This is a genomic window from Rhodoferax sp. (assembly GCF_014859475.1).
Taxonomy (GTDB): domain Bacteria; phylum Pseudomonadota; class Gammaproteobacteria; order Burkholderiales; family Burkholderiaceae_C; genus Rhodoferax.
On the sequence record NZ_JACUUE010000186.1, the window covers coordinates 1 to 4,979 of the forward strand.

General features: G+C 61.1%; 6 protein-coding genes. 4 read left to right on the top strand and 2 right to left on the bottom strand.

Features of this window, described 5'->3' with window-relative positions; translation table 11 throughout:
• Nucleotides 1-113 precede the first annotated feature (113 nt).
• The gene (locus IBX54_RS12520; RefSeq protein ID WP_296542988.1) at nt 114-1,112 is read left to right on the top strand and encodes a hypothetical protein; all 999 of its coding nucleotides are present in this window, start codon (nt 114-116) and stop codon (nt 1,110-1,112) included.
• Nucleotides 1,113-1,120: 8 nt separating this feature from the next.
• Here IBX54_RS12520 and IBX54_RS12525 read toward each other — a convergent pair whose 3' ends face one another.
• Nucleotides 1,121-2,068, bottom strand: coding sequence for an SDR family oxidoreductase (locus tag IBX54_RS12525; RefSeq protein WP_296542989.1), 948 nt, complete (start codon nt 2,066-2,068; stop codon nt 1,121-1,123).
• 44 nt (nt 2,069-2,112) lie between these two features.
• On the opposite strand from IBX54_RS12525, the gene IBX54_RS12530 reads away from it, so the two are divergent.
• Both IBX54_RS12530 and IBX54_RS12535 read left to right on the top strand, forming a co-directional pair.
• Nucleotides 2,113-3,162, top strand: coding sequence for a CDP-6-deoxy-delta-3,4-glucoseen reductase (locus IBX54_RS12530; RefSeq protein WP_296542990.1), 1,050 nt, complete (start codon nt 2,113-2,115; stop codon nt 3,160-3,162).
• A 118-nt stretch (nt 3,163-3,280) separates the two neighbouring features.
• Complete coding sequence (locus IBX54_RS12535) at nt 3,281-3,928, top strand: OmpA family protein (RefSeq protein ID WP_296542991.1); 648 nt, start codon at nt 3,281-3,283, stop codon at nt 3,926-3,928.
• Between the two features lie 16 nt (nt 3,929-3,944).
• Here the strand turns inward: IBX54_RS12535 and IBX54_RS12540 are convergent, their stop codons facing one another.
• Nucleotides 3,945-4,256: an XdhC family protein gene (locus tag IBX54_RS12540; protein ID WP_296542992.1), complete on the bottom strand. Its 312-nt coding sequence runs from the start codon at nt 4,254-4,256 to the stop codon at nt 3,945-3,947.
• A 121-nt stretch (nt 4,257-4,377) separates the two neighbouring features.
• Here IBX54_RS12540 and IBX54_RS12545 point away from each other — a divergent pair, with 121 nt between their 5' ends.
• Nucleotides 4,378-4,896: a hypothetical protein gene (locus IBX54_RS12545; protein ID WP_296542993.1), complete on the top strand. Its 519-nt coding sequence runs from the start codon at nt 4,378-4,380 to the stop codon at nt 4,894-4,896.
• The last annotated feature ends 83 nt before the right edge of the window (nt 4,897-4,979 follow it).

Genomic DNA, 4,979 nt, shown 5'->3' on the forward strand with positions numbered 1-4,979 from the left:
ATCGCCAGCAGGTTTCGTGATCATGGTCATGACGCAGATGTAATAGAGTGTGAATGGATGTATTCTGCCCTGATCGATGCGCTTACCCTCAGACGAGCTTTACGGGTTCAAACATGATGACAAAACCAGCTTCTGTTTCTTTATCACTGATCCTCGCGCTGGGCCTGGTGGCTTGCGGGGGCGGGGGTGATGATTCGCCGACAGTTGAAACAGCCAGCTACTTGCCTGACCAAGCTGAACTGGGGGCATGGAACGTCCTGCAGGAAGCACGCACACTGTGCGGCTTTGGTGCATTGACACCCAATGCCAAACTCAACGTAGCCGCTTGGAGCCACTCAAAGTACCTGGTTGATCTTTCTATTGCAACCGGGGTCTACCAATTGAGCCACTTGGAAACACCAGGCGTTCCCGGATTCACTGGCGTCTATCCTTGGGATCGAGCGGAATATCGAGAATACAACTATCTGGGCTTAGCCGAAATCCTGGAGGCGACCGAACGGGAATATACCCACCAGCCCATCTTTCCAACCATGGAAGAACGCGGCGCCAATTCAATGCGCAGCCTGCTCAACACGGTTTACCACTTGTCTGGTGCGATGTTTGAAGGTAGCGATGTCGGCCTTGGTGCGTACATAGCAACATCCAAAATCAATGCAACAACCTGGCGCGAAGAATACCGCTTTGGCTCACTCTTCGGCTACACATCTCCCCATCAGCGCATCGCACTGGGCATCGGCAACGTCGCCACCTACCCATGCCAGGGCAGCAGCAATATTCCCACCAAGTTTGTGCCCGTCTATGAAAGCCCCAATCCGTTTCCTGATATGACCAGCACCAGCGAAACCGTGGGACCACCGATTTACCTCAAAGTGGATGCCGAACAGACCCTGACTCTCACCTTCAACAGCGTCGTGAGCGAATACGGCGTGAGCGTGCCCACCACAGTACTGACAGCGCGTGAGCCCAGGATCGATCCCTATATCAGCGACAACGAAGTTTTTGTGGTGCCCACGGTTCCCCTGGACCCCTACACCACCTACCAGGTCACGCTCTACGGCAGCATTGATGGCATGGCGTTCACCCGCAGTTTTGCCATGAGCACGGGCTCGTAACGCAGCGGCTAAATTTTGTCGTCCATCAGCCCCTGCGCCACCGTGGCATAGCGCAGCGCCACGCGCAGTTCGGTCTTGAGCCGGGTGTTGTCCATGCGGCGCGACTCGCCCATGAAGCTCAGCAGCATCAGCGGCAATTGCGCATTGGCGGTGGCGCGCGGCACGCGTTGCGGGCGTGGCAGGCCATACAAATCGGCAGCCAGATCAAAGTAGTCGCCCATCTTCAGGCAGGTGTCGTCGTTGACGTTGTAGACCCGAGCGGGTCGGCCGCGCCACAGGGCGGCAATGCTGGCGCGCGCCAGGTCGTCGGCGTGGATGTGGTTGGTGTAAACATCATCACTGGCTTGCAGCACCGGCGTGCCTTTGAGCAGCCGCCCGCGCGGCGTGCCCCCCTCGCGGTTGGGTGCATAGATGCCCGGAATGCGCAGGGTGTTGACCCGTACCGCGCCAGCGCGGCCAAAGTGCCGAATGCGCTGCTCGGCATCAATGCGCCGCTGCGCTCTAGCGGTGGCAGCGTTGACGGCACGATGCTCCGTGACCACCTCGCCCTGGCAGTCGCCGTAAACCCCGCTGGTTGAGCCATAAACCAGGCTTTGCACGGCTGAGCGACGGCGCAGCACCTGCAGCAGCGCCCGGGTGCGGGTGTCTTGGCTGCCGCTGTCGGGCGGCGGTGCCATGTGCACCACGCGCGTGGCCAGGCCGCTCAGCCGCTTGAGGCTGGCGGGCTTGTCCAGATTGCCCACCAGCGGCGTGATGCCCAAAGCCCGCAACGCCGCCACGCGCGAAGCCTGCGAGGTCAGCGCCAGCAAGCGCACACGGGGCCTCAGCTCGCGTGCCACGCGCAGGCCGATGTCGCCACAGCCCACCAGCAGCACGCGTTCGCGCCGGAAACGCGCTGGCAGGGCACCAGGACGGGTTGCATAAAGCAACGTATGGGGGCTTCGCAATGCAGGCAAAATCTACTCCTTTGAAAACTCGAAGCTTTGAGGATAACCAGAATATGACCGGCAGCGCCAGCCCAACGGCTTTTCACATCACCATCGAGCCCAGCGGGCGCAACTTTACCGTGCCCGCCGGTGACACCATTCTGGCCGCCGGCATCGCGCAAGGCATCAACCTGCCTTACGGCTGTCAGGACGGCGCTTGCGGTTCCTGCAAATGCAAAAAAATCAGCGGCACGGTGCAGCACGGCGCGCACCAGAGCAAGGCGCTCAGCGACGCCGAAGAAGCGCAGGGCTTTGTGCTGACCTGCTGTGCCAGCGCTTTGAGCGACGTGGTGCTGGAGTCGCGTCAAGTCACGCAGGAAGGCGCTTTGCCCATCAAGAAAATGCCGACGCGCGTGACCACACTGCAACAAGTGGCGGCCGACGTCATGGTGCTAAAGCTGCAAATGCCGGCCAACGACGCGTTTGCTTACCACGCCGGCCAGTACATCGAGTTTTTGCTGCAGGGCGGCCTGCGCCGCAGTTACTCCATGGCCAATGCGCCACACCTGAGCGGTCAGGGCTTGGAGCTGCACATTCGCCACATGCCCGGCGGCAAATTTACCGACCAGGTGTTCGGCACCATGAAGGAGCGCGACATTTTGCGCATCGAAGGCCCTTACGGCAGCTTTTACCTGCGCGAGGACAGCACCAAACCCATCGTGCTGCTAGCTTCGGGCACAGGTTTTGCGCCGATCAAGGCCATCATCGAGCACCTGCAGTTCAAGGGCATCACACGCCCGGCCGCGCTGTACTGGGGCGGCCGCCGCCCGCAAGACCTGTACATGATGGCGTGGGTGCAAACCAAATTGGCCGAGCTGCCGAACCTGCGCTTTGTGCCGGTGGTTTCCGATGCGCTGCCTGAGGACAACTGGCAAGGGCGCACCGGCTTCGTGCACCGCGCGGTGCTGCAGGACCTGCCCGATCTGAGCGGGCACCAAGTGTATGCCTGCGGCGCGCCGATTGTGGTGGACTCGGCGCGCACCGACTACCTGGCCGCGGGTTTGCCCCAAGACGAGTTCTATGCCGACGCGTTTACCTCCGAAGCCGACAAGGCTGCCCCCTGATTCCATGCGGATTCTCAATTCTTCGTTACATTTCGCTGCAAGTGTTCGCCAGCGCACACACCAAACGCTGGCCGGGCTGGTATAAGTTGGCTTCGAATACAACACTGAAGGAACCATCATGAAAAACTTGCTAACTCGCAGTCGCCCGGTACTTGTCGGCCTGAGCGCCGCACTGGTGCTGCTCACCGGTTGCGAAAACATGACCGAGGCGCAGCGCAGCTCCGCCATTGGCGCCGGTGTCGGCGCGTTGGCTGGCGTTGCCATTGGCGACAGCGGCAAATCGGCCGCCATCGGGGCCGGTGTAGGTGCCTTGGGTGGCTACATTTGGTCCACCCAAATGCAGAAGAAAAAAGCCGAGATGGAGCAAGCCACTGCCGGCACCGGCGTGGATGTGACGCAAACCGCCGACAACCAGCTCAAGCTCAATATTCCGAGCGACATTTCGTTCGACATCAACAGTGCGGTCATCAAGCCCAACCTGCGCCCCATCCTGGATCAGTTTGCGCAAGGTCTGGCCAACCAGCCCAACACCGAGATTCGCATCATCGGCCACACCGACAGCACCGGCTCGGATGCCATCAACAACCCGCTGTCGATCAACCGGGCAGCCAGCGCGCGCAACTACCTGGTGGCCCGCGGTGTGAATGGCCAACGCATCCAGATCGACGGTCGTGGCTCCTACGAGCCCATTGCCGACAACTACACCGCAGAGGGCCGCGCCAAGAACCGCCGCATCGAGATGTATTTGGCTGAGCGGGCGCGTTAAAGCTCGCTCAACTTGATCAAAAAAACGGCGGATCGCAGCAGCGCTCCGCCGTTTTTGCGTGAGCCGATAAAAAGTGGACGCCCGGCAAGGTGTCAGCAAAGATGCCGTGGCAGCTGTCAAACCAGTTCACACAAAACGGCACACGGCCCAGCACCTGCACCAGCGCAGCTGCCTGATGACCACCGCCAATGCTGCCCAAAGTGACACCGGAAAACACCGCCATCCAGGCGCCCGCCTCGCGCGGCGCCGAGCCGCGGTGCGCTTGCACCGTGACCCAAATGGCATCCTGCGAGGCCAAAAGTTTGATGCGTTGTTCGCTGGCTGTCACAATAACTTACCTTTCGCGCATTTCCCGGGTCAGGTGCCGTCATTTTTGATGCATATTACGGTTTTGGCAGTGGCAGCGCAAAATCAGACTGCGCAAGCCATCACTTTTTTCGAGACGCCTCATGAACATTTTTGCCCCATTACGCCTCAAGCAGATTCCGCTGCGCCTGGTGGCCAGCGTCGTTGTAATTTTGGCAGGGTGCACCTCGACACCCTTGCCGCCGCCCGCGCCCTTGCCAGCGCCCCCGCCCCCGCCTGCCCCCGTGGTCGTAGCCCCGCCGGTGGCTGTGCCCTCTTTTGTGTCGAACGCCGTCACGCCCCGCGCTTACCGGCTGGACGCTGCCAGTCACTTGTATGAGCGCAATATGAAGCGCGTGTACCGCGGCAAGATGCCGCCCCTGCTCTACGCCGTGGGCGTATTGCAGGTCGAAGTGGACGGCATGGGCCTGGTCACCCGCACCAGCTGGATGCGCGCGCCCAATCACGCCCCCGAGGTGATGGCCGAAATCGAGCGCACCGTGCGCCTGGCTGCGCCCTACCCCGCTCCCGTGCGCATGGGCCGGGTCACCTACACCGACACCTGGCTGTGGCACAAAAGTGGGCTGTTCCAGCTCGATACGCTGACCGAGGGTCAGTTGTAACGCGACCAGGCTTTGTTGGAAAGCGGTTGTCATTGCGAGCCATCCGTACCCGGCCCGATACCGCACACGGACCTTGAACAGAG